21 protein-coding genes are annotated in these 23,535 nt (G+C 45.2%); 5 read left to right on the forward strand and 16 right to left on the reverse strand.

Annotated features, from left to right (window positions below; translation table 11 throughout):
- Positions 1–174: 174 nt before the first annotated feature.
- From MHH50_RS05520 to MHH50_RS05530, 3 genes are all read right to left on the reverse strand, one after another.
- The gene (locus MHH50_RS05520; protein WP_076307420.1) at positions 175–1,173 is read right to left on the reverse strand and encodes a sensor histidine kinase; all 999 of its coding nucleotides are present in this window, start codon (positions 1,171–1,173) and stop codon (positions 175–177) included.
- Positions 1,170–1,868 carry a response regulator transcription factor gene (locus MHH50_RS05525; protein WP_076282065.1) on the reverse strand — a complete coding sequence of 233 codons (699 nt, stop codon included), beginning with the start codon at positions 1,866–1,868 and terminating at the stop codon, positions 1,170–1,172. The genes MHH50_RS05520 and MHH50_RS05525 overlap by 4 nt, the downstream gene beginning before the upstream one ends.
- A 75-nt stretch (positions 1,869–1,943) precedes the next feature.
- On the reverse strand, positions 1,944–2,219 hold the full coding sequence (locus MHH50_RS05530) for a hypothetical protein (RefSeq protein WP_340034057.1): 276 nt from the start codon (positions 2,217–2,219) through the stop codon (positions 1,944–1,946).
- A 1,472-nt stretch (positions 2,220–3,691) separates the two neighbouring features.
- Here MHH50_RS05530 and MHH50_RS05535 point away from each other — a divergent pair.
- Entirely contained in the window at positions 3,692–4,597 is a 906-nt protein-coding gene (locus MHH50_RS05535) for a GNAT family N-acetyltransferase (RefSeq protein ID WP_340034058.1), read from the forward strand.
- A gap of 305 nt (positions 4,598–4,902) precedes the next feature.
- On the opposite strand, the gene MHH50_RS05540 is transcribed toward MHH50_RS05535, so the two are convergent.
- Entirely contained in the window at positions 4,903–6,057 is a 1,155-nt protein-coding gene (locus MHH50_RS05540) for a phosphodiester glycosidase family protein (protein WP_340034586.1), read from the reverse strand.
- 257 nt (positions 6,058–6,314) lie between these two features.
- Here MHH50_RS05540 and MHH50_RS05545 point away from each other — a divergent pair, with 257 nt between their 5' ends.
- Together MHH50_RS05545 and MHH50_RS05550 are read left to right on the forward strand one after the other, a co-directional pair.
- The gene (locus tag MHH50_RS05545) at positions 6,315–6,902 is read left to right on the forward strand and encodes a histidine phosphatase family protein (RefSeq protein WP_076282062.1); all 588 of its coding nucleotides are present in this window, start codon (positions 6,315–6,317) and stop codon (positions 6,900–6,902) included.
- Between the two features lie 77 nt (positions 6,903–6,979).
- On the forward strand, positions 6,980–7,798 hold the full coding sequence (locus MHH50_RS05550; RefSeq protein ID WP_081383526.1) for a GGDEF domain-containing protein: 819 nt from the start codon (positions 6,980–6,982) through the stop codon (positions 7,796–7,798).
- A 67-nt stretch (positions 7,799–7,865) separates the two neighbouring features.
- Here MHH50_RS05550 and MHH50_RS05555 read toward each other — a convergent pair whose 3' ends face one another.
- From MHH50_RS05555 to MHH50_RS05585, 7 genes are all read right to left on the reverse strand, one after another.
- Entirely contained in the window at positions 7,866–9,098 is a 1,233-nt protein-coding gene (locus tag MHH50_RS05555; protein ID WP_076307458.1) for an SLC45 family MFS transporter, read from the reverse strand.
- Positions 9,099–9,102: 4 nt separating this feature from the next.
- Positions 9,103–9,840, reverse strand: a complete 738-nt coding sequence (locus MHH50_RS05560) for a glycerophosphodiester phosphodiesterase (RefSeq protein ID WP_076104695.1) — start codon at positions 9,838–9,840, stop codon at positions 9,103–9,105.
- Positions 9,841–9,942: 102 nt separating this feature from the next.
- Entirely contained in the window at positions 9,943–10,809 is an 867-nt protein-coding gene (locus tag MHH50_RS05565) for an STM4011 family radical SAM protein (protein WP_076195184.1), read from the reverse strand.
- A complete protein-coding gene (locus MHH50_RS05570) occupies positions 10,806–12,155 on the reverse strand; it encodes an STM4012 family radical SAM protein (RefSeq protein ID WP_076129568.1) in 1,350 nt (449 codons plus the stop codon). The genes MHH50_RS05565 and MHH50_RS05570 overlap by 4 nt, the downstream gene beginning before the upstream one ends.
- A gap of 32 nt (positions 12,156–12,187) precedes the next feature.
- Positions 12,188–12,970 carry an STM4013/SEN3800 family hydrolase gene (locus MHH50_RS05575; RefSeq protein WP_076129567.1) on the reverse strand — a complete coding sequence of 261 codons (783 nt, stop codon included), beginning with the start codon at positions 12,968–12,970 and terminating at the stop codon, positions 12,188–12,190.
- Positions 12,970–14,259, reverse strand: coding sequence for an STM4014 family protein (locus MHH50_RS05580; protein WP_076195180.1), 1,290 nt, complete (start codon positions 14,257–14,259; stop codon positions 12,970–12,972). The genes MHH50_RS05575 and MHH50_RS05580 overlap by 1 nt, the downstream gene beginning before the upstream one ends.
- A gap of 7 nt (positions 14,260–14,266) precedes the next feature.
- Positions 14,267–15,112: an STM4015 family protein gene (locus tag MHH50_RS05585; RefSeq protein ID WP_076129565.1), complete on the reverse strand. Its 846-nt coding sequence runs from the start codon at positions 15,110–15,112 to the stop codon at positions 14,267–14,269.
- A gap of 169 nt (positions 15,113–15,281) precedes the next feature.
- On the opposite strand from MHH50_RS05585, the gene MHH50_RS05590 reads away from it, so the two are divergent.
- Positions 15,282–16,757, forward strand: coding sequence for an amidase family protein (locus tag MHH50_RS05590; protein ID WP_340034059.1), 1,476 nt, complete (start codon positions 15,282–15,284; stop codon positions 16,755–16,757).
- 72 nt (positions 16,758–16,829) lie between these two features.
- Entirely contained in the window at positions 16,830–17,324 is a 495-nt protein-coding gene (locus tag MHH50_RS05595; RefSeq protein WP_254847711.1) for an NUDIX domain-containing protein, read from the forward strand.
- Between the two features lie 48 nt (positions 17,325–17,372).
- On the opposite strand, the gene MHH50_RS05600 is transcribed toward MHH50_RS05595, so the two are convergent.
- The 5 genes from MHH50_RS05600 to MHH50_RS05620 form a co-directional block, all read right to left on the reverse strand.
- Positions 17,373–19,061: an alpha-glucosidase gene (locus MHH50_RS05600; protein WP_076219686.1), complete on the reverse strand. Its 1,689-nt coding sequence runs from the start codon at positions 19,059–19,061 to the stop codon at positions 17,373–17,375.
- 34 nt (positions 19,062–19,095) lie between these two features.
- Complete coding sequence (locus MHH50_RS05605) at positions 19,096–19,914, reverse strand: carbohydrate ABC transporter permease (protein ID WP_038574152.1); 819 nt, start codon at positions 19,912–19,914, stop codon at positions 19,096–19,098.
- On the reverse strand, positions 19,914–20,780 hold the full coding sequence (locus tag MHH50_RS05610) for a sugar ABC transporter permease (protein WP_038568998.1): 867 nt from the start codon (positions 20,778–20,780) through the stop codon (positions 19,914–19,916). Before MHH50_RS05610 ends, MHH50_RS05605 begins: the two co-directional genes overlap by 1 nt.
- Before the next feature lie 77 nt (positions 20,781–20,857).
- Positions 20,858–22,123: an extracellular solute-binding protein gene (locus MHH50_RS05615; protein ID WP_076129561.1), complete on the reverse strand. Its 1,266-nt coding sequence runs from the start codon at positions 22,121–22,123 to the stop codon at positions 20,858–20,860.
- A 153-nt stretch (positions 22,124–22,276) separates the two neighbouring features.
- Entirely contained in the window at positions 22,277–23,281 is a 1,005-nt protein-coding gene (locus MHH50_RS05620) for a substrate-binding domain-containing protein (protein ID WP_036680403.1), read from the reverse strand.
- Between the last annotated feature and the right edge of the window lie 254 nt (positions 23,282–23,535).

The raw sequence follows: 23,535 nt of genomic DNA on the forward strand, positions 1-23,535 counted from the left end.
TAATTTATAAGATCGAGAGATTAGCTGCTATGGATTTACCTTAAGGTTTCCTTACAGAGACGTTAAGGTTATGTTCGCCATTCTCCTTGTGGAGAATGGGTTGAGAGATAAGTAGCCTATAAAGAAGAAGGAGGCTTCAAAGCCATGAATAATGACGATGAAGTCCCCTCAATATTATTTCTGTAGATGATCACTGTTGCTAAAAATAAGTCGCACGCGGGTTCCTTCCCCGAGCCGGGACTGAATATCCACCTTGTGTTCGAGCCTGTTGCAAATCTCCCGGACGAGATACAGCCCCATCCCTGTCGATTCATGATAATGTCGTCCGCGGTCACCCGTAAAGTAGGGATTAAAGACCCGCTTCAGATCCTCAGGAGAAATGCCGATCCCTTGATCGGTAATATCCAGAATCGTGTCGGTGCCTACACGCTGAGCTGAGAGGGTAACGGTCTTGCCAGTACCGGAGGTATAGTTTACGGCATTGGTTAAGATTTGGGCCAGCATAAACATTAACCATTTAGCATCGCTATATACCGCGAGATTGTCATCCACCTGTACATCTACTTTTATACCCCGGCGTATGAATAGTCTGCGATTTTCGGCTACCGCCTCACTAACGGTTTTGCGCAGAAGTAACGGTTCAACTTGAAAATCATTTTCAAATCGGTCAAGTCTTGAAGTGTAGATAACCATCTCCAGCCCTCCGCGCAGACGTTCCAGTTCCTCCTGAATACTTGCGGCAGCCTCCTCTTCAAGATCCTTTAGCGTAAGCTGAATTACAGAGAGCGGGGTCTTCATTTGATGAACCCAGCGATTCATGAATACGATATGCTGATCCATCTGGCGCGCATGCGCATTCACTTGCTCCTGATACTGGCGGTCAATCAGCTGCAATAACTCATGGATAGCTTCTGAAAGAGGAGTGTCTCCTAAGGAAACAAGATGTTTTTGGAGCATGTCCATAGGTTCGCTTAATGCTGCATACAATCTCCGGTGCTGAACGTATCGGTAGCCTAGATATAGCAATAGAACTACGGTACTCAAGGCGATTCCATAAAGCATGATAGAGATCGGTCTGTTCTCACCAGACAGCCAATACAGCAAAGGGATAAGCAGCATCTGAAGCAGATAGAATAGGATCAGAGAGATCTGGTCTCTCCAAAAAAGCCTCATGGCGTATCCTTAGAAACATTAAGCCGATAGCCAGCGCCTCTTACGGTTTCCACAATGTCGCCAAGACCGAGATCCTTGAGCTTTTTGCGGACACGGGTTATGTAGACATTTAATGTATTGTCATCTATGAAATGCTGATCCTTCCACATGAGATCGAGCAGACGCTCCCGGTTAACCACTCGTCCTTCCTTAAGCAGTAAAGCTTCCAGTAGAACCGCTTCCTTTTGGGTTAGCTCACTCGTGTACCCGTCGTATTGGATCATATATCGTTCAGGATAGAGGATTAAACCTCCAGATTGGAGTTTATGCTCTTCTTGAGTCTGTGAGTATGAACCGTATGCTCTACGTATGTGGCTGCGGATTTTGGCAAGTACAACCTCATAGTGAAAAGGCTTAGTGATATAATCGTCCCCGCCATTCTCAAGCGCCATCACCTGATCCATTCCACTATCCCGTGCAGAAATGAACAGAATCGGGCAGAGTGAGAGGGAACGAATCTGGCGGCACCAGTAGAACCCATCGTATTTAGGCAGATTGACGTCCAGTAAGATAAGGTCAGCCGAGCTTTCATTAAAAGTCTCCAGCACCCTGTTGAAATCTTCTACAATAATTGTACGGAACCCATATTTCGATAGGTACGTGCTCAGCAAGCTTGCCAGCTTGGCATCGTCCTCTATGATTAGAATCGTCTCCATATTTTCACTCCTTTGTTCAGTTATACAGTAACATGGACAAGGAAAATTATGCAAAAAGAGTACTCTTATTCGTGGTCAACGTAAGAATCTAGCTAGATTTATCGAAGGGGAATTTAGCTGATCTAAGTCTAGCTGAACTAGCTCTAGCTGATCTAGCTCTAGCTGAACTAGCTCTAGCTGAACTAGCTCTAGCTGAACTAGCTCTAGCTGAACTAGCTCTAGCTGAACTAGCTCTAGCTGAACTAGCTCTAGCTGAACTAGCTCTAGCTGATCTAGCTTTAGCTGATCTAGCTCTAAGCAATCCAGATTTCGCTCAAGCGGATTATCCAGACTTAATTGCACTTTGTACACTTATTTCTGCGTAGATAGTCCCTAGAAGCCGTTTAGTTGCACTTCGTGCAGCTAAAAAGGGTGAATCTAGTGCAATTAAAGGAAAACCGGAAATTTAACTGCACGAAATACAACTAAACTAACTTTTGAAGGAGCATTCTGAGGAATAGTTGCACTAAATGCAGTTAACGGATGTGAGGAGCTCATAATTATCGCTTGAGAAAGCTTGATCAGTGACTATTTCCTCTGAAAGAAGATCGCCCACTCCAAAACTTTCTCTAATTGCACTTTGTACACTTATTTCTGAGTAGATAGTCCTTAGAAGTCATCTAAATGCACTTTGTACACTTATTTCTGAGTAGATAGTCCCTAGTAGCCATTAATTGCACTTCGTACAACTAAAAAGGGTGAATCTAGTGCAATTAAAGGAAAACCAGAAATTTAACTGCACGAAATACAACTAACTATCTTTTGAAGGAGCATTCTGAGGAATAGTTGCACTAAATGCAGTTAACGGATGCGTGGAGCTCATAATTATCGCTTGAAAAAGCTTGATCAGTGACTATTTCCTCCGGAAGAAGATCGCCCACTCCAAAGCTTTCTCTAATTGCACTTTGTACACTTATTTCTGAGTAGATAGTCCTTAGAAGCCATTTAATTGCACTTCGTGCAACTAAAAAGGGTGAATCTAGTGGAATTAAAGGAAAACCAGAAATTTAACTGCACGAAATACAACTAACTATCTTTTGAAGGAGCATTCTGAGGAAATAGTTGCACTAAATGCAGTTAACGGATGCGTGGAGCTCATAATTATCGCTTGAAAAAGCTTGATCAGTGACTATTTCCTCCGGAAGAAGACCGCCCACTCCAAAGCTTTCTCTAATTGCACTTTGTACACTTATTCCTGCGTAGTTGGTCATTAGAAGCCATTTAATTGCACTCTGTGCAACTAAAAAGGGTGAATCTAGTGCAATTAAAGGGAAATCAGAAATTTAACTGCACGAAATACAACTAACTATCTTTTGAAGGAGCATTCTGAGGAATAGTTGCACTAAATACAATTAACAGATGTGTGGAGCTCATAATTATCGCTTGAAAAAGCTTGATCAGTGACTATTTCCTCCGGAAGAAGATCGCCCACTCCAAAGCTTTCTCTAATTGCACTTTGTACACTTATTTCTGAGTAGATAGTCCCTAGAAGCCGTTTAGTTGCACTTCGTGCAACTAAAAAGGGTGAATCTAGTGGAATTAAAGGAAAACCAGAAATTTAACTGCACGAAATACAACTAACTATCTTTTTAAGTAACTTTCTGAGGAATAGTTGCACTAAATGCAGTTAACGGATGCGTGGAGCTCATAATTTCCACTCGAGAAATGTTTGTTTTGTGAACGTACGGATCATATTAGGTAGTATAAAATAATAATAACTAATTATGATATATGCTTCATTTTGCATCCCCCTTAATATGAAATTAAAGAGAGGGGCGTGGAAAATGAACATTAATTTTAGAAGCTACCGTTCTGAAGATCTGCTAAAGGTACGTCATTTTCTTATAAAAAGTTATAGTAAGCTAAAGACTCCAAATACCTGGCTTATAGACCGCTGGGAATTTGTTATTTTTTTTCAGGAGACGAGAAGTGGAACGCTGGAGCAGTGGGAACAAAAAGTGGGCTTATGGGAGTATGAGAATGGAGAGCTTGCAGCTGTAGTGTGCAGGGACGATGGGTTCTATTTTCAGTGTGCTGAGATGAATCCTCCGGAAAAATTACTTGAAGAAATGTTCGCTTTTGCTGAACAAAAAGCTGAGGAAGAGAACGGTGGTTACGTAGAGCTGTATGTGCCAATACCGGAGAATATGACTTCTGCGGCGGAGGTTGCTCGTAAGAGGGGGTATCATCAAACGGGTGGTAAGGAAAGCGTAAACTCCTTGCGATTGGATGAGGAATTCCCTGTGGAGCTCCCCTCTGGCTTTAGAATATGCAGCGGAGATGAGATCGAGGTTACTGCAAAAGCGCTCGGACATATCATGGCCTTCGACTATGCAGAAACGGCGGAGGCAGAGCTCACGCTGCTGCATTATGGGAATATGAGTAACGCTCCAAGCTATAATCCGCAGCTCGATCTTAGCGTTGTGAATGACACGGGCGAAGTGGTTTCCTTTTGTAATATTTTTTGGGACAGCAGCAATAGAATTGGTGCTCTGGAGCCTGTAGGCACATCCATTAACTATCGAAAGCTGGGACTGGGACGGGCGGTTCTACACGAAGGATTTAACCGTTTAAAACAACTCGGAGCTAGTAAAGTTTACGTAGGTTCTATGCAGCCTTTCTATGAGGAATTGGGCTTTACTACAGAAGTTTGGTTACAGGTGTGGGAATATTCAGGTCACACAGATTAAGTTGCACCGGCTGCCCCCGATATTGAATCTGTCAGCAGTACCTAAACTGGCAACGTACTATGAAAAATCCCCTTGATGGGTAAGTCATCAAGGGGATTTTTGGGTTTGAGCTCGGCAATCATACGCTGCACAGTAATCTCATACGTCGCACAGCAATCATACCGCCAGAGCAATTATGCGCTGCAAACTGCCTCTGATTGCACTTTGTACAATAGAATCATATATTCTTAGTAGCCATAGTCGAGCAGTAGCTGAGTCAAATCACAAAGCTCAGCACTCGCAACTAGCCGTCTGGCCAAGAGATTTTATTGATATTTGACTACAATCGCATTGCTGATCTGACGCCCAGGGGACGTAAGATATTTGCCGTTGTAGTAGAGCCCGCTGGATGCACCACCATCCAGATTCATGGCTTGATACGCTCCAGCTTGCTTCATCATTTCTGCCAGCTGTGGGATGGTGGCTCCACCAGTGGTCAGTAGAATGAGCTTATGGTCGCGTGTTAATCCGAGCGCGCTGCGTGCTCCGCCGCCGGTTAAGATTTTTGGATCTTTGAAGCCTTCTGCCGCGACATTTAGGGATACCTTGCCGTTCACAAGAAGACGCGGGCCGGCTTGAAGAGCTCCTTCCATAGAACCGGAAGCGAAGCGGCTTGTGAATTCCAGCCCAGGAATCAGTGACGCCAGATGGTTGCTGTCATAGGTAAAAATCGTCCGGCGATCCCCGGAGCTATTTTTAAGCATTTTTCCGCCGCTGACAATGTACCCGTATGGAGCTTTGTATGCTCCTTTTGTATAGGCATCAAAAAATGTTCCGTTAATCGCAACTACGGCATTATTACGTTTAGCCAGACTGCTTAGGTCCTCTACTTTTCCGACCGTATTTCCAGCCAGTACGACATCAAGTTTCACCTTAGGATGCATCAGGGACACTGTAACCGTCTGGGCTTTGAAGGATCTGCCGCCAACTTTGAAGGTTTTACTAGCGCTGACAACTGGTGAAGAATCCGCTTTGATTAGTGCGCCGGACTGTACAGGAACAGTGGTTGCAATATCATTACTCTTAAGGGTTAATGAAGAGGCTTCCTTATCCCAGGTTAATTGAATGCCAAGCGTTGTGCTGATAAAAGACAACGGGATATATACCGTGCCATTATCACTGAAAGCAAGATCAGTTAGCGTAACCGACTTTTCATTGACGAGCGCAGCGGTTTGACCTAATGTAAGCGTTATGGTGGTGTCTGCATTCGTAATGCTTATACGTTTTTCGTTAGGATTCCATACAGACTGTATACCAGTGAAGCTATTTAAGAGACGCAGTGGTATGTATGAATGGTTATTCTTGTCCACATAGACGGTGTTTTTAGGAACTGGTGTTGCACCAACAGTGGATGGGCAAGTGGCGACAAGTGGAACGAGCAGTAAGAAGGTAAGAAACAGAGTGGACCCTAGCTTTTTCATCATAAACAATTACTCCTTATCTTGTAGCTGTTGTAAAAAACGACAAGGTTTATTATACCTCATGTTCAAAAACTTGGATAACCTTTATTTTTAAATGTTCATAGGGTGAATCTGATAGAATATAGATTATATTATTTATATTAGCACTGAAATTGCACTGAAATTGCACTGAGATTAGCACAATAACCAGCACAATAACCACCACAATAACCAGCATCACAATTGCCACTAGACTCAATAGCTAAAAGGAGATTTTTATGACTACGATAGGTTTAATTCGCCATGGAAGTACCGCGTGGAATAAAGAAGGCAGAGTGCAAGGGCATACAGATAATTCATTGGATGCTGAAGGCCTGCAACAGGCACAACTACTGGCTGAACGTCTTAGCACAGAACAATGGGATTACATATATTCAAGTGATTTACTCAGAGCGCGGCAAACGGCAGAGGTTATTGCAGAAAGATTAGGCCTTGAGATCACGGGTTTAGCGTCGGGCATTCGAGAGATGTATGCGGGACTTATTGAAGGAACTACGCAGCAAGAGCGGATTGAACGATGGGGAACCGATTGGAAGACGTTAGATTTGGGTTTGGAAACTCCAGAAGCCAGCGAGCTCAGAGGCAGCGAAGTGATTGAAGAAATTGCGGCGAGACATTCAGGCAGTCATATTCTGATCGTTAGCCATGGTGCAATTTTACGCAGTAGCCTTAGAAGACTACTTCCAGAACTGGACGGCACAGTATTATTGAACAATACGTCAATTACGCGAATAACAAAATCCGAATCGGATGGCTCCTGGAACTGCGAGTTATATAATTGTGCGCGGCATTTGGAGAAAGAGTAAGTGTTCAGATAATGTTCAGAGCTTTTTTATATATTGGTATCGCAGTACAGTAAGCTAATTATTTGTAGTTCAGAAGGATGTGCGAATTAAAGGTGGTAGAGGTTCAGATTTATTTACAAACGTTAATGTCCATTATCATCGCAGGGGTTGTAGGTTATTTAGTATTGAGATTTTACCGGGATGTTGCTAGTAAGGAACCAAAACAAAGAGCGGTTTATACGGGCCTTTCCATTATAACTATCGTCGTTGGATTGTGGGCAATGCATCAGCTAGGCAAAAAAACCTTAGAAGAAACTATAGAGGTCAATGGGGGGATTTTCACTCCGTTATTGATATACGCGCTTACGATAGCTGTTTTAATGTTTTTGCTTACACGGCTGAACCTTGTTTTGGCGGAAAGAGAGCAGCTTAAGGAACTTGCCTATAAGGATGGCTTGACGGGGCTCTTAAACAAGAATGGAATGGATCACTTTTGGGATCGCTGCAAAGTAAATGAGCAACTAGCCGTATTGTTTATGGATTTGAACCGGTTCAAATCAATCAATGACAGCTTAGGACATCATGTGGGCGATTTACTGCTGCAAGAGGTGGGAGGAAGGTTAAGTCAATTCTCCAGCAAAAGAAAACGCCATATTTTCCGCATAGGCGGCGATGAATTTGTGATTGTAGCTAAAGGCTGCAATCAGAAGGAAGCGGAGCAGTTAGCGGTGCAGATTCTGGAGAAGACGACCAGACATTATCAGCTGGGAGAGCATAACCTCTTTGTATCTGCGAGCATAGGCATCAGCATTAGTCATGGCAAGGTGGATCATTTCAGGCTGCTGCACGAAGCAGATACAGCGATGTACACCGCCAAACAGCTGGGTACAGGTCGTTATTCAGTTTATAAAAATTAGTTTGTTAAGTATAAAATATAAGCGTCAGCCTTGGACATAAATGGATGTCTAAGGCTGACGCTTTTTTTTAGGCTCCCGGTGTGTGAAACTTGTGGGGGACTTGCTTGCGTCCCTTCATCAAGAAGAGGCAGAGCAGGGCAACCGCCATACTAATCGCTGCTACATAAAACAGGATGGAGTAATCAAAAATATCAATCATTAGCCCCAGCAAAGGTGGCGAGCTGATCGCTGCCAGTGAAGAGACCAAATAATACATCCCTGTTCGAGTACCGATACTCTCCTCAGTTCCCGTTGCAACAACATAAGGATAAGAGTTGATGTTGATACAAGCCCAGAAGATTCCTCCTGTCAGGAGTAACGCTCGAAGCACCAGCAGGTCCTGTGCAAACCCAACAAGCGCAAAGACCGTCATCAGGCCACATACGCCGACGATAATGATCTTCTTTTTCCCGAATCGCCCACCCAGCCAACCGCTCGGAATAGCGAACAGCACAAAGGCAAGGGAGAAGAAGGTAAGGGAGAAGGAGGCTGCTTGTTCACTGAGGCCCAGATGGTTTTTGCCATACAAGGTAAACAAGGTTTCGACCCCTTGATAAGCTACAAACCAGAAGAAAATCGCTGCCAGTAGAAAGACTGTAGTACGATCCAGCTGGCCGCGAAAGGAGACTCTGGAAGGCTTAACTATCGTCGTATAAGGGCTCCCCGCTGTATCGGATAGAAGCGTAGGGCTTATATTCACACCATCCCGTTTTTCTTTGATGAAGCGCGATACGATAAACAGACATAACAGGGTAATCAGTCCAGCAACGAGAAATGGCAGCGCAGGATTTGATTTATAGAGGATCGAACCCACGCCGAAAGCCAGAATTGATCCGAATCCACCCATGAAATTAATTAATCCGTTAGCCTTTGTACGCTGCTCTTCAGGTGTTATGTCGGGCATGAGAGCGACGGTAGGGGAACGGTATAAACTCATGGCTAAATTCATCAGCATCATAAATAAAAGCAGTGTAAATAGTCCGGTATGAAACGGAATCAGCATAGTCAGCACGGCAGCGAAGGGCATACCGATCATAAGATAAGGCATTCTGCGTCCAAAACGCGAGGTCGTGCGGTCACTCCGATTGCCGATCCAAGGCTGCAAGAATAAGGCGAAGTAATTATCAATCGTCATCATGAAGCTGATTAGGGCCACGCTATGTACATATTTTTCGAGGAAAAAAGGTACAAATGCGTTATACAGACTCCATGTAATGCTGATGCTGAAAAAGCCGAATCCGAGCAGCCAGACTTTTTTCACACCATCACACTCCCTTGTCAGCCAGAAGTCCAGCGAGTAGGTCTGGATGATCGGTAATAATGCCTGATACACCAGCTTCAATTAAATATTTCATCCGCTCGGGATCGTTAACGGTCCAAGGATGGTAGGCGACGCCATGCTTCGCCGCTTCTTCGACGAATTCAGGCAGTACCGCAAAATGATACGCATGCAACGCAGTCGCTCCAAGTGTAGCTGCATAGTCCCAAGGACGATACAAGCCTTCCCCGTATAGAATTCCTGTTCTGATCTCCGGTGCCAGCGACTGACAGTAAGCTAGTGAATAATGGTTGAAGCTCGAAAAAATGACGCGATCGCTCATCTTGAAATCACGTACGGCCGCGATCACTTTTTCCTCCATACCCGGATATAAAAAAGTGCCATTTTTAAGCTCGATATTTAGGATGGTATCTCTACCTTGCAGCAGATCTAATAAATCTTCCAGCAATGGAAGGCGCTCATCTTTGAATTCAGGTCCGAACCATGAGCCTGCGTCCACTTCCAGTAGTTCTGCGAGTGTATGATCCTTCACATAGCCGGTTCCGCTTGTTGTGCGGTTTAGAGTTTCATCATGAATGAGGACTAGGCCGCCATCCTTGGTCATTTGTACATCAGTTTCTATTCCGGTTGCACCCAGCTCAAGACCTTTGCGAAATGCTGCCATAGTATTTTCTGGACACACTGCCGACGCTCCACGATGCGCAAAATTAATGATGTTGTTCATAAGTTATTGTCCCTCCAACTTTAGTGTTTGCTATGCCCCTATAGATGGGGGCTACTTGTCATATTCCACAGAGAGTAAAGAAACCCTGTCTGGAATTTTAAATCAGTTATTCATAGCGCCATACGGGATTCGTTCCAAAAGTCCAGCTTCATAGATGCTCCGCAGCTTCAGCTCGGGCATATGAATATAACCGATATAACAATCGCATACCTTCATTCGGCAGCTTCTAACCGCAGAGAGACCCTCTAGCCCATCACGGTAAAGATTGCCTATGACCCCTCTGTCCTTATAGCAGCGTTTCACAAGCCCAGCGCCCTGTACGTAAAAAACATCTTTTCCTGCATTGCAGGCTTGGCCAAGGCTTTCATAATCCATAGCATTCACAGAAAAATGTGGATCAATCTCGCTAAGGAAGACAAAATCCTCAGCTGTATAATAATCAGGTTTATCTTTGTAAGCATTGACCCATAAGTACACGTTCTCTGGTAACGCAGAACGAAGTGAAGCTATAGCTGAAAAAGCGCTGCGTATTCCAACGCTTCCCACACTAAATGGAACGTCGTTCTCATATAAAGTCAAACATTGCGCCAGAAATTTATCCTCCCGCACTTGTCCGGGGTGGTAGGTGGCCCAAAAGGCCACTTTTTTACGATTCAGCTGGGAGATGAAATCCAGGTTGGCAGATAGGTTGGTCTGAATCGCTACCTTCTCTACATGGTCCATATTGGAGAGGGCAATCATTGCTTCTTTGTACCAGCGATGAATTAGCCCTTCGCCATAGGGATTAAAAAATATAGAAAGCCGATGACCTGCCGCACCTTGCTCAGAGGCCCACGCCACAAAGGCTTCCAGCCCCTGGCGGTCCTTGGCGAGCGTAGCTGCGCTGTCTCTTGTTTTGCCAAAAGGACAATAGGGGCAATCATAGTTGCAGGACGTGAGGGAACCGCGGTAGTAGAGGACCGCATTCATGGCAATACGAACCTTTCCATCTGCTCTCGGATCTCCCCAGAAATAAACCAATCCCCAATCGAATCAGAGTAACCCATCCCTTCGGTGGTAAGGCGCAGGATGCCATCTTCCTCCTGCCCAAGACCGGAATGAAGCAGGTTGGACAGCTCAGGATAATCGCTCCAGAGCGATTGACCGAAACGCTGGCTGTAATCTTCAAGCTTCAGCCCTTCGCTATGTAGAATCGCCTTCAGAATAAAGCGGCGTTTCTGTTCTTCAAGACTCAGCACAATCCCGTAATCCGCAGTATCGTAACGATCCGTCGCAACGTAATCAGCAATAATGCTCTCGGTTGCTTTACGGCTTACCCCATAACGGGAAGCGTAATGCACATGGCGGGTGTAGGATCTTGCTCCGCAGCCCAATCCGACCATTCCTTCTTCTTGGCAGCTATAATCGAGAATGGGTTTAGCTGTTCCTGCGTCTTCCTTGGCGAAACGACGCATGGAGTATTGGCGATATCCTCTCGCTCTAAGCAGCTGCCCAGCGGCTTTGTAGCAATCTAGGCGAATATCGTCCTGACGCTGGATATCACCAGGCTTCACAATCGTATGCTCACGGGTGTAGAGCGGATAGATGAAAATTTCCTCTGGCTCAAAGCTGATCGCTTGATTGAGCGAATATAGCCAAGAGTCGACCGTCTGCCCCGGAAGCCCGTAGATCAGATCTAAATTCAGTATGGGAAAATCATATTTCCCCAGCAGCTCTAGTGCCCGATATACCTCATCCGGATTTTGTGGGCGATAGATGGCCGCCGATTCAGCAGCGACAAAACTTTGGATGCCCATGCTGACCCGATCCACCGTATACTCTTTTAGAATATTCAGCTTCTCTTCGGTAATCGTCTCCGGTGAAGTTTCCACTGAGATGGAGGCTGTATTTGTGTCCAGTCCCATCGTATCAACGGCAATGTGGAACAAGCGGCGGAGCTGATCTGCTGCCAGCAGGGTGGGAGTTCCACCGCCGATCGCAAAACGCGCATAAGGTTTATGTCTGGTGAATTCCGCCCATTGCTTTGCTTGGCGTTCCAGGGCATCCACGTATGTGGCATGAACATTTGCGCGTTTATCAGGCAGGGTAAATAGGTTGCAGAATCCGCAGCGTGCGCCACAAAACGGAATATGCATATATAGAAAGAAAGATTCCGCAGGCTCATCACGCCAGAGTGTTTCTAGCGGCATCGGAGGCTGCAAATCCCTGTAAGCCGTTTTATGTGGATAGGAATACAGATAAGAACGGTAAGGGTGAGCAGTAATGCTGTCTTTCCACTTGTGAAGCTCTTCTAAAGAGAAGGACGATAACGTCATATCAGTTCTCCATCCTTTCCTTGTTATAAATATTATAAAATAAACTCCCGATAAGGGACGTTCCATACCGTCTCGTGGGCAAGGCGATGCCCCTGATAGCCATCTTCCCCATAAGCGGTTCCATGATCTGAAAAAGCCAGGCAGAAGACAGGATTGCCGCGTTCCCGGAACGCATCGAACAACCGGCCCAGTTCACCGTCCACATAACGAAGAGCGGCGCGCTGGCTGTCTACGGAGTCTTTTTTAGCACCAGGTACAAAATAATGATTTGGTCCGTGAATGGCAGAGACGTTGAGGAACATAAACAATCTTTGCTCGCTAGGAGTATCCTTTAGCAGCTTCAAGGCATGGTTCACCTGATGCTCTGTGGAACGCGGATTGGTCACACCGAAGGTCATCCGCCAGTAGCTTTGCTGGAAATAGCTTGGCAACACACGAGCGAGTGGATTTTTTTTGGTGAAAAAAATAACACCTCCAATACAAACCGTGCGATAGCCCTCGGCAGCAAGTCCTGACACGATATCCGGCGTATCGAACAGCCATGTATGAGGATGCGTCTTCATTCCGGTATTTCGGGAATGGAACATACGGATATGCTCAGTCTTATCCGTTGTAGCTGGAGTAGGCAAGAAGCCGCCGAAAAAAGCGTGATGGGCCGCATAAGTAAAGCTGCCGGGAGTATGTCTTTTCTCCCAGGATCCCGTTCCGCACAGGTTCGGGCAGTTCGCTTCCTCCATAGTAGCTGCATCGTATCGAAGGGTATCAAGCGTGATCATTAGAATGTCATGGGTGCCAACGATAGTGTTCATATCCATTAAGAGGATCCTTCCTTTATAAGCGGTGTTGAGGGATGAGTAATATAGTCTCTGGCGGTCAATACCTTCATTTCCCATTCGTAGGTGCTGCAGCCACGGTATTTTACATCGTACAGCAAATCGCCAAATGGATTAACGTCGGCGACAAAACACTGTTGCGATCCTCCAGATATCAGCACGTCTATCCCGGCAACTCCAGAACGGGGAAATGCCGCCAGCGCTTGCAACGCGGTATTTCGTACCTGCTCCTGTATGAATTCTGATAAACCGGCTTCTGAAGGAGACATCCGCTGGCTACGTAAATGCAGATTCGTAATTGGGGTGGAACTTACACGAGCAATTGCATGACAGGCCTCGCGGAGAACCACGAGCTGGCGGATATCGAAGGCTTTGCCGTTATGGCCGATCTTAGGGATCCATTGCTCGGCATAACCACCATGCCGATAAATCCAGTTAATAATGCCGGAGATCGTGGCGGTATCTGTGTATCGCCGCAGTTTACCGGAATTATAGTAAATGGGCGGTCGGGTGATGTAATTCTCGACCCCCACTGTAGTTAAGGCAACTTCGGCACCTGTAACGGGATGGAGCTGATAGGCGATCACCCCGGAAGCGGCAGAGCCGAAGGCTAGCTTAATGAATACCCGGTGCATTCGCCGGGAGATCATCATCTCACGGAGAGAGGCATAGTCGGTAGGCTGTTGTTCCTCGCCTAATGGACGAGGAATAGTGATGCCTGCCTCACTCAGAATCTGTTGTGCCCGCCGTTTATCGGTCATGGCCGCAATGTCAGCGGGGTCATTTAACCATAGCGAGCCTGGACAAACCTCTTTGGCTTCGCGCTGTAGTCTAGCCAGCATGCGGCAATAACCGCGGAACCATTGCGAAGGATGATGCAGGACACCCTGCATCTCCTTCAATTGATGGGCTACCTTCACACGGAGTGGGCGCGGATCAGGTCTTTCAGCGTAGGGATGCAACGAATCGTCAACATCAACGGCATCAGGTGCGCCAAGAGCGATTAAGGCACGTTCTACTTCAAAGCTGCTGCCAGGCGATTCCAATCTCAGCAGCGGGGGAGCCGCACTGAGATCTATTCCGTTATAAACAGCCGGCTGGCTGGATAACTGCTGCTTCTGCACTTCCAGCAGATCACCTAACGATTGGCCTTGCAGAAATTCAGCGTACGATAAAATGATGGCAGGTGGCATTCCGAGATCGGAACGTGCTTGCTGAATGCCGCTAGTCCGTTTATCCCCAGGAATACCGATAACGATCATCGGCCGCATAGGGGGCTCACTCTGTGATGGAAGGATAACGCCAGTCTTCCTCATCATCGCTTTCCTGTTTGTCGCTGACATCGACAGGTAATCCACTCTGCTGCCACCGGCTGATCATCTCGTCGGACATAAAATGATGGCTTAGATTCAATGCTTTTAGTCCCTTGATTCTCTCGCTGGCAAGAAGCAATTCAGCACCTTCGTCGCTGAGGGTACCCAGAGATAGATCTAGCGTATCCAGCTGATCTAAGATAGGCGCATTTGCTACTGCACCGGCGATTTCATCTTGTATTTCGCTATTTTTTAATCCCAGATAGGTAAGTTTAGGGAACTTTCCTACTTCTATAAGAGGTAGAATATCTGCGAGGCTTCCGTCAAAGCCGTAGTTATCTACGCCAAGATATAGTTCCAGCTTGCGTAAATTCGGCAATTGGCTGGCTGCAATATTTTCAAGTACGGCTTTACTTAAGCCGCCGCTAATAATTATCAGTTCCTCCAGCTTGTCATGCTTTAGCTCTGAGAGGCTCAGCTCATTCCCGCCTTGAATCGTGAGTGATTGTAATTCTGGAAAAGCAGGGAGCAGCGGTGATAGATCGCTTTGGGTAATCCATGAAATCTCGCATTCCTCATAGCCCATCTCACCAATAAAAAGCTTGCGTAAAGCAGGGAAGCTGGCGCTATGCGTAACCAGTGCCTCTACAACCTCTTCCGAGCTATTCTCGTAGGCTTGCCCCCAATCACCGATAATTAGGCTGGTCAGCGACGCACCTTCAGGGCTGCTGCTTAACTTCTCAATTGCTTCGCCAATTCTTTGACCTTCTTCGAATTCGTCGTATCCAATACTAAGCTTTACTTCCGTCATGGGTGTTCCCTCCCGGAAAAATTTAACTTCGAAAATACCCTATCATCTGTAGCCGAGGGAGTCAAATAGCTGAATATAACTATAGTTAAACTCTCCATATTATTGAGGTGAAATTTTGTGGTAGGTTTATACTAGAGGCAATTTTATTTTTTTGGAAGGAGTTATTCGTATGAAGAATAAACTTCAGGAATGGATTATTGAGACGGATATAATTAAAATGCAAGAGGCTCTGGAAGCAGGTTTAATTACCTCAGAGGATATAGTTCAAGTATATTTGGAGCGGATCCATAAATACGATATAGACATAAACTCTATTTTAGAAATAAATCCAGAGGTTATACAAATCGCGCGAGCACTCGATAAAGAACGAGCAGAAAAAGGGAGCCGCGGGAGCCTGCACGGTATTCCTATTGTATTGAAGGATAATATAGACACCGCGGATAAGATGCATACGAGTGCCGGTTCTGTAGCTTTAGCTGGATCAATTGCGGCAAAAGATTCATTTGTAGCGGCCAAGCTTCGATTGGCGGGGGCTATTTTACTTGGGAAGGCGAATATGTCGGAGTGGTCTAATTTTATGTCTAGTACAATGCCTGCGGGATATAGCTCGCGGGGCGGGCTTGTACTGAATTCGTATGGACCTGGGACGGTATTTGTCAGTGGTTCCAGCTCTGGGCCTGCGGCAGCCGTAGCAGCGAATCTGGCAGCAGCAGCGATCGGAACGGAAACCGCAGGATCTATTGTCGGTCCAGCCAGCCAACATGCTCTTGTCGGAATCAAACCTACGGTGGGATTAGTGAGCCGTTCTGGAGTCATTCCCATTTCAGTAAGCCAGGATACCCCTGGGCCTATAGCTAGAACGGTTACAGATGCGGCAATTATTTTAGGGGCGTTAACCGGAGTGGACGCCAACGATTCAGCAACATTTTCAAGCGAAAAATACGCTTATACAGACTATACTTCAAGTTTAGATAAAAGCTTTATACGACAAGCAAGAATAGGTATTCCACGGCATTATTATAAGCATTTAGACGCTGAGAGGCTTGCAATTATGGAAGCAGCTATCTTGACCTTGAAGAATGAAGGGGCTACCCTTATAGATCCTGTCACAGTACATGTTGAACAACAGAATTGGAATAATGATGTGATTTGTTATGAATTTAAAAAAGGGCTCAACCAGTATTTAGCACAAGTAGATGATTCCGTTCCGATTCACTCTTTGCAAGAATTGATAGCCTATAATGAAAGACATGCTGAGATTGCTTTGCAATATGGGCAAGACACCCTGACAAGATCAGAAGAAGTAACATTAACTGAAGAGGCCTATGAAGAGAAGAGACAAGAATACAAGGAATTAGCGCTTGAGCAAGGAATAGATTATGTGTTGGAGCAATATAGTTTAGACGCGTTATTGCTGCCTGGTGATGTAGATGGCATGTATATTGCGGCACGCTTAGGTTATCCATTAGTTACCGTTCCGGCGGGATATGTATCTCAAGGCATTATTGATGCGGATGGGGATTCGACCAGGGGACCTTTTGGTGTTGTTTTTTCCGGAAAAGCTTATAGCGAGCCTACGCTCATAGCCTTAGCATACGGGTTTGAACAAGCTACGTATCACCGGATTCCACCTCAATTGGAGTAGAATTAGGCTAACTTAGAATAGAAGGAAGCGATCAGTTTGAAGTATTGCCTGGAATGTGGGACAGAGTTAGTAATGAAAGAAAGTGAAGGGGAAGGGCAGGTACCTTATTGTAATGCGTGTGAAATGTTCCGATTCCCTATTTTCAGCACGGCGATTAGTACAGCAGTATTAAACAGGGAGAAAAACAAGATTTTATTAATTCAGCAATATAATCGGCCAGACTACATATTACTCGCAGGATACGTGAACAAAGGTGAAGATGCGGAAACGACTCTCGTACGTGAGGTAAAAGAAGAGGTAGGACTTGATATTGTCGCTTATGAATATATGCGCAGCTTGTACTTCGCACCATCCAATACGCTAATGCTGAATTTTATAGGTGTTGCAGATTCGGAGGACTTGAGCCAGGTGAGTACTGAGGTTGATCATGCTGAATGGTTTACTTTGGAAGAAGCCGCCAGAGCGATTAAAAAGAACAGCCTAGCCGAAACCTTCTTACTGGCGATTATTGAGAAATTGAACGCGGGACAGGTACAGGTCAATCCGGTAGCTGTTGGAGGAAAGTAAAAAGGAGCCGTGAGGCTCCTTTTTATTGTTTCATGTAGGGGGTCTAGTTTATTTAAGCTTATACACACGAGCTTCATAAGGACGAAGCTGAATTGTGTTTAGTTCTTCTTCTGGATTTACTTCGTAATTGGCAATAAGCAATGCCTTCGCTTGGAACTTCACAGTAGAAGGAAGTTCGAAGGTCGCAGGCTCTCCGAAGAAATTCAATACAACCAGTAGCTGTTCTTCTCCAAGAGTACGCAGATAAGCATATACCTGTTCATTCTCCTCAGCCAGAATTGTATAATTTCCGTATACGATAATTTCATGCTGCTTGCGCAGCTCAATAAGTCTCTTATAATAGTAAAAAATAGAATCAGGATCAGCCAGCGCCTGCTCCACATTAATTTCCTTGTAATTAGGATTTACGGCTAGCCAAGGAGAGCCCGTCGTGAAGCCTGCCTGCGGCTCGGCGTTCCATTGCATCGGCGTACGGCCATTGTCCCGGCCTTTAATGTAAATGGAGTTCATGATTGCTTCTTCCGAATGTCCGGCAGCCAAGTATTCTTTATACATATTCAAGATTTCAATGTCTTTGTAATCGTTGATGGAATCAAACTGTACATTCGTCATGCCGATTTCTTCGCCTTGATAGATGTAAGGTGTGCCTTGGAGCGTGTGCAGCAGTGTTGCCAGCATCTTGGCAGACTCTTTCGGATATAACTTATCATCTCCGAAGCGGGATAACATACGCGGCTGATCGTGGTTGTTCATATACAGACTGTTCCAACCTTTACCGTCCAGCGCGATTTGCCATTTGGAAATGATGGACTTGATGTCCGCCAGCTTCCAAGGCTGCACATTCCATTTGCCTCCAGGTCCGGAATCGACGTCCATGAGCTCGAAATGGAATACCATGTTCAGCTCGTTGCGATCCTCGGAAACGTACAACGAAGCCTCCTCGGGAGTGACATTAACGGCTTCGCCCACTGTCATGATATCGTACTTGGACAGGACCTCACGGTTCATTTCCTGCATATACTCATGTACGCGTGGTCCGTTAACGAAATAGTCTCCTCCGAAGTGGTACGTAGGCTGTTCTCCGTTATTTTCTGGGGCAACGCTAGGTAATTCCGGTACTTTGGAGATCAAGTTGATTACATCCATACGGAATCCGTCAATGCCCTTGTCCAGCCACCAGGTCATCATATCGTAGACTTCCTGGCGCAGCTTAGGATTATCCCAATTCAGATCGGGTTGCTTTCTCGAGAAGAGATGGAGGTAATATTCCTCCGACTTCTCATCGAATTCCCAAGCCGAACCGCTGAAGAAGGAACCCCAGTCGTTAGGCTTCTGTCCGTCCTGGCCCGGCCGCCAGATATAATAATCACGATAAGGATTATCCTGCGATTTGCGGGACTCCACGAACCAAGCGTGCTCATCAGAGGAGTGGTTGACCACAAGATCCATAATCAGCTTCATGCCGCGGCTGTGAAGTCCAGCTAGCAGTTCCTCCCAATCAGAGAGTGTTCCGAAATCATCCATAATACTTTGATAGTTACTGATATCATAGCCGTTATCGTCGTTTGGCGACTCGTATACCGGGCATAACCAGACTACGTCGACGCCAAGCTGATTTAAATAATCGAGTTTCGAGATAATGCCCTGCAGATCACCGATGCCGTCCCCGTTACTGTCTTTGAAGCTGCGGGGGTAGATTTGATAAACTACGCTTTCTTTCCACCATTTCTTATCCATGTATAACTCTCCTATCTCTCTATATAAATCTTAGTTATTTAATGGACCCTGATGTTAGTCCACTGATAATCCATTTTTGCGCGAACAAATAAACCACGAGCATCGGGGATAAAGCAAGCAGATACGAAGCAAAGGCTAAGTTGAAATCTGTGCTGAATTGACCTTGGAAGACATACTGTACAAGCGGAAGTGTGTATGAATCCTGATCACCTAGCAGAATCAACGGCAGCATAAAGTCATTCCAAGTCGACAGACAGGAGAGGATACCAATTGTTGCACTGACCGGAGCAAGAAGTGGGAAAATAATCTTCCAGAACGTTCCGAATGTCGTTGCACCATCTACTGTGGCAGCTTCCTCTAGCTCATAAGGAATAGAGCGGATATAACCAGTGTATACAAACACGTTAAAAGCCAAGCCATAAACAATGTATAGAATAATAAGACCCAGAATGTTGTTCATATGCAGATCCGTTGTCACTTTGACCACAGGCAGCATAATAATCTGGAAAGGAATAAACATTGCGCTGATAAAATAAAAGTAGAGCGCTTTGAAGAATTTTCGGTTCATATTGCGGGCAATCGCGTAGGCTACCATGGAGTTGGTAAGCAAGATGAACACTACTGATGTTATTGTGATCGTGGCGCTATTTCCTAAGGCGTTGAAGAAATTGGTTGCCTTAATGGCATTGGCGAAGTTCTCAAAATGCAGGCCAGTCGGCAGTGAAAAGATGGATTGAGCCATTTCCTCTGGATTCTTTAGCGCGATAGCAATAGTCATGTACAGCGGAAAAAGGATCAGTAGTGAGCCTAGCGCGATAAGAATCGTTGCAGGCCAGTTGCTTGATTTTTTGATCATAAGTCCATCTCCCGTTTCTGCAGAAATTTAAGCTGAAGGGCGGAGATCACAACGATCACGATAAAATAAATCACGGCGTTCGCCGATTGATAGGCAAATTCTCCGCCTTGGAAGCCGCCTGTATAGATTAAGTGGGCAATGGATTGTGTTGAACGTCCAGGTCCCCCACCTGTCAAGGCTACGATTTGGTCGAATACCATTAAGCCGCCCTTCATCGCCAGCACCATGTTGATCGTGAAGAAGGAAGCAAGCATTGGAAAAGTAATACTCCAGAATTCTCTCCAGCGGCTAGCGCCGTCCAGATTGGAGGCTTCGTAAAGATCTTGCGGAATCGTCTGTAGACCTGCCAGATAGAGAATCGTGTTATAAGCAATTCCCTGCCAAACGGCTACAATGACGATACCGATCCAGGCCCAATCGGAGTTGCCGAGAATGTTCTGCGAAAGGAATTCGCTGCCAAGCTTCTCGCCCCAGATAGGGAATACATTTGCGAACAAATAGTTGAAAATAAAGCCGACAATCAGCACGCTGAGGATATTTGGCAGGAAATATACACCGCGGAAAAAGTTTTTGGCTTTAATCTTGGCGTTAAGCCCAAGCGCAATCAACAAACTGATGATGTTGATGAGAATAGTCGTTAAGATGGCATATTTAAAAGTGAACACATATGAATTCAGCACATTTTCATCTTGAAAAATGTTAATGAAGTTCTTAAATCCTACGTAATCAAAGCTGTCACTGAAGCCGTCCCAGTTAGTGAACGAATAATAAATACCCTGCAGTGCAGGAAAGGTGTGAAAGGCAAAGAAAAGAAGCAATGCCGGTATAGTCATTAGATAAAAGGCGACTCGGCGTTTGGCCATCATGTAATCCTCCTTGGAAAAGAGAAAGAGAAGGGGGAGTCCCGTTCTCTTTCTCGGCTCTTATTTGTCAGGTCTCGTTATTTCCGGTCAGCTACCTTATCCCATTCTTTATCAAGCTGTTTCAGGTACGCATCAACATCTTTCTTTTGCAGGAAGGCTTGATTGATGGTATCCACTTTCATTGCACTTGGGATGTAGTGGTCCGCAAAGTCGGCCAAGTTACCTGAGGTAAATGCTGCTTTGAAGCCGTCCATTGTTGGATCATCTTGAGTTACACCTTGCACAGCTGGGAATGCTTTTTGCTCGTTAATGTAGAGGCTGACATTCTCAGGCTGGAGCAGGAATTCAACGAATTTTTTAGCTTCTTCTTTATGTTTAGTGCTCTTAGAGATAGTCAACAATGTGTCTACGCCAGAAATGACCTTATTGTTAGCAGCATCATTTGTCGCTGGGAAAGGGAATACACCAAGCTCAATGGATGGATTAGCCTTCACGATTTCTGGGATCGCCCATACCCCTTGCAGATACATTGCAGATTCACCTTTAGCGAAAGCTGTGTTGCCGTCATTGTAGCCTTTTCCAAAAATATCTTTTTGACCGAATTCCGTCAGCTTAAGCAGCTTTTCAGCAATTTCGGTGAAGCTGTCTGCGAAAGTCACAGTACCTTCAGTACGTTGCTTGAAGAAATCATTGCCTTTAATGATTGTAGAGAGGGAGTTGAACGGCGTAAGGGTTGTCCAGGAATCCTTAAGGGTCAGGTAAAAAGCATTTTTACCGCTGTCCTTGAACTTTTGAGCGACGGCAATGAACTCATCCCAAGTGGTTGGCACGGTAACGCCGGCTTCAGTGAACATCGCTTTATTGTAAATGACACCACTTGCGTTCGAAGAGAATGGAAGACCATTCAGCTCGCTCGAACCTGTCAGGTCTTTCAGCATTTGAACATAAGCAGGCTGGATATTTTCAGCAAGTGGATCACTTGAGAAGTCTTCAAACAGACCACTTCCGGATAATGTTTTGTAGGTGTCAGTGGCTCCTATACCCACTACGTCAGGGATGTCTTTTTTAGCTGCACGAGTCTTCAGCACTGTTTCGGCATCCGGTGGGTTCACTTGAGTGACTACGATGTTCGGATTGGCTTCATTAAATTTCGCAACCAGCTTGTCGAAGGTGGCTTTGGCTTCGGTCTTATTTTGGAAAAACTCGATTTTTACCTTGTCACCGGAGGAGTTCCCGCCGCTAGATGTGTTGTCAGCCGCATTGTTACCACTATTGCTACCGCAGGCGCTAAGCACGGACATAGCCAGTAGACTAACCATTACGGGTTTAATTGTTTTTTTCATGATAAATCCTCCTAATAATGTGTTGGTATTATGGTGAATTTGATAAGAGTAAACGTTTACGTTGACGGCAAACTTAAATGATGTTCGTGTTCTTCTAAGCGACGGGTATGCAATAGTGAACAGTAAACGTTTACGTAATATTGATAAAAAGACTTAGGTAAGCGATCTTACCGTTTGTCTTTCCACAATTGTGTGATCGACAATCTGGCTGTTGACAGACTCGCCTGTTTCAATCATCTGAATGAGCTTCTCCACGGCGATCTTTCCAATATCGTACAGCGGTTGGCGTACTGTTGTTAAAGGCGGAATAACCATTTTGGCTAATCCAAGATCGTCATATCCCATAATGGAGATATCCTCGGGCACGCTTAGACCATTTTTGATAACGGTGGAGAGGGCACCAATCGCCATTTCATCACTAGCAGCAAAAACGGCAGTCACATCAGGCGCTTGCTCCAAAAGAGTCTCCATAGCTATACTTCCGCTCTCATACAAAAAATCTCCGTAAGCAAGATAGCGGCTGTCAAAAGGAATACCATTTGCTTCAAGCGCATGCTTATAACCTTCTGCTCTTGGCGCACCAGCGATAAGATCGCTAGGGTTTCCACTAATCATGGCTATTTTGCGGTGACCTTTTGAAATTAAGTAGAGGATAGCGTCAAAAGCTGCTCGATAATCATCTACTTTCACATAAGGGACCTTGGCGAATTCTGTTTGGGAAGAGACCAATACAACGGGGATCCTCATGGTTTCGAGCACATCGTAATATTCTTTCTTAAGGACTTCACTAGAAAAAATAATGCCATCAACCTGTTTCTCTCTCAGGAGCTGTAAGTACTTCAACGTTCTTTTACCGTCCTGATCGGTATTGCATACCATCACACTGTAGTTCCGGTCATTGGCCAATTCTTCAATACCTTTGAGCAGATCGGAAGAGAAAGCACCAGAAACACTAGGGAACATAACACCAATGGTTTGTGTACGCTTATTGATTAGACCCCGGGCAATCGCATTGGGTTGATAACCAATTTCTTTGATCGCCTCATTTACCTTTTGTTTCGTTTTGTCCGAATACCCACTTAAATTGTTTAGCACGCGAGAGACTGTGGCAATGGAAACGTTCGCTTTCTGTGCAACATCTTTAATCGTTGGGTTCATTCCTATGAGCTCCTTAAACTACGGTTATCCTTGAATTAAACGCTTACGCTGATGAGAGTAAGTTATGAAAGAAGAGAACGTAAACGCTTACCCCGAATATAAATGCTGGTAGGCGCTTTTGTCAACTGTACCTAAAAAATAAAAAAATGATCAAAACTACGCAAGAGCAGTAATCTTTAAATAGGAATGAAACCAATGAATATACCAAAAATTTACTTAGAAATATCGGAATTGACAAAAGAATATTGGAGGTC

Origin of the sequence: Paenibacillus sp. FSL H3-0302 (assembly GCF_037982245.1) — a bacterium.
Taxonomy (GTDB): Bacteria; Bacillota; Bacilli; order Paenibacillales; family Paenibacillaceae; genus Paenibacillus_AQ; species Paenibacillus_AQ odorifer.

Excerpts from the sequence above, each read along its gene's own strand:
- MHH50_RS05520 (WP_076307420.1), bottom strand. The coding sequence starts at position 1,173 with ATGAGGCTTTTTTGGAGAGACCAGATCTCTCTGATCCTATTCTATCTG.
- MHH50_RS05525 (WP_076282065.1), bottom strand. The coding sequence starts at position 1,868 with ATGGAGACGATTCTAATCATAGAGGACGATGCCAAGCTGGCAAGCTTG.
- MHH50_RS05535 (WP_340034058.1), top strand. The coding sequence starts at position 3,692 with ATGAACATTAATTTTAGAAGCTACCGTTCTGAAGATCTGCTAAAGGTA.
- MHH50_RS05540 (WP_340034586.1), bottom strand. The coding sequence starts at position 6,057 with ATGAAAAAGCTAGGGTCCACTCTGTTTCTTACCTTCTTACTGCTCGTT.
- MHH50_RS05545 (WP_076282062.1), top strand. The coding sequence starts at position 6,315 with ATGACTACGATAGGTTTAATTCGCCATGGAAGTACCGCGTGGAATAAA.
- MHH50_RS05550 (WP_081383526.1), top strand. The coding sequence starts at position 6,980 with ATGTGCGAATTAAAGGTGGTAGAGGTTCAGATTTATTTACAAACGTTA.
- MHH50_RS05560 (WP_076104695.1), bottom strand. The coding sequence starts at position 9,840 with ATGAACAACATCATTAATTTTGCGCATCGTGGAGCGTCGGCAGTGTGT.
- MHH50_RS05565 (WP_076195184.1), bottom strand. The coding sequence starts at position 10,809 with ATGAATGCGGTCCTCTACTACCGCGGTTCCCTCACGTCCTGCAACTAT.
- MHH50_RS05570 (WP_076129568.1), bottom strand. The coding sequence starts at position 12,155 with ATGACGTTATCGTCCTTCTCTTTAGAAGAGCTTCACAAGTGGAAAGAC.
- MHH50_RS05575 (WP_076129567.1), bottom strand. The coding sequence starts at position 12,970 with ATGGATATGAACACTATCGTTGGCACCCATGACATTCTAATGATCACG.
- MHH50_RS05580 (WP_076195180.1), bottom strand. The coding sequence starts at position 14,259 with ATGCGGCCGATGATCGTTATCGGTATTCCTGGGGATAAACGGACTAGC.
- MHH50_RS05585 (WP_076129565.1), bottom strand. The coding sequence starts at position 15,112 with ATGACGGAAGTAAAGCTTAGTATTGGATACGACGAATTCGAAGAAGGT.
- MHH50_RS05590 (WP_340034059.1), top strand. The coding sequence starts at position 15,282 with ATGAAGAATAAACTTCAGGAATGGATTATTGAGACGGATATAATTAAA.
- MHH50_RS05595 (WP_254847711.1), top strand. The coding sequence starts at position 16,830 with ATGAAAGAAAGTGAAGGGGAAGGGCAGGTACCTTATTGTAATGCGTGT.
- MHH50_RS05600 (WP_076219686.1), bottom strand. The coding sequence starts at position 19,061 with ATGGATAAGAAATGGTGGAAAGAAAGCGTAGTTTATCAAATCTACCCC.
- MHH50_RS05610 (WP_038568998.1), bottom strand. The coding sequence starts at position 20,780 with ATGGCCAAACGCCGAGTCGCCTTTTATCTAATGACTATACCGGCATTG.
- MHH50_RS05615 (WP_076129561.1), bottom strand. The coding sequence starts at position 22,123 with ATGAAAAAAACAATTAAACCCGTAATGGTTAGTCTACTGGCTATGTCC.
- MHH50_RS05620 (WP_036680403.1), bottom strand. The coding sequence starts at position 23,281 with ATGAACCCAACGATTAAAGATGTTGCACAGAAAGCGAACGTTTCCATT.